The sequence below is a fragment of the Polynucleobacter sp. JS-Polo-80-F4 genome (assembly GCF_018881965.1).
Classification (GTDB): Bacteria; Pseudomonadota; Gammaproteobacteria; order Burkholderiales; family Burkholderiaceae; genus Polynucleobacter.
This window is the reverse complement of record NZ_JACVPI010000006.1, coordinates 1-511: the sequence shown is the minus strand read 5'-3', so window position 1 is coordinate 511 and position 511 is coordinate 1. Positions and strand designations below refer to the sequence as shown.

The following is a 511-nucleotide window of genomic DNA, read 5'->3' as shown; positions in this document are numbered from 1 at the left end:
TCCAACCATCAGCACCCAGGCTGGCAGCGTAGTGCAGGCGAACGGTAATAATGGCCCGGGTGGTGTAATCGCTTTCTCTGGCGATCAAATAACAGTAGCAGGCAACATTGCAGCAAACGGTTCAACAGATGGCGGCGCCATCACCCTCATTGCCAACAATGGCGACCTCATTATCCAAAATAGTCTTATTCAAACCAATGGCTCATCTGGCCGTGGCGGTAGCATTGGTGCGTCTGCAGCTGCTAATGTCACTATTACAGGTACAGAAGTAGATGCGACTGGTTACACCCAGGGTGGTTCTATCAAGATAGGCAATGATGCAAGCAACGGCACATTGCCTTTTGCTTTATCCACGACTCTAGATCAATACACCTCTCTCAATGCTTCACAGCTAGACCCCAATCAAAGCAATCTGCATGGTGGTTTGATTGAAACCTCTGGCGGCACACTCAGTTTGCTATCAAGTATTAATGCAGGTAGGGGTGGTATCTGGTTAATTGATCCGTATGAC

1 protein-coding gene is annotated in these 511 nt (G+C 48.5%); it reads left to right on the top strand.

Translation table 11 applies throughout. The annotated features are described in order from the left end of the window. A partial coding sequence (locus ICN20_RS10205; protein ID WP_370624567.1) for a hypothetical protein occupies window positions 1-511 on the top strand: 511 nt, incomplete at both ends.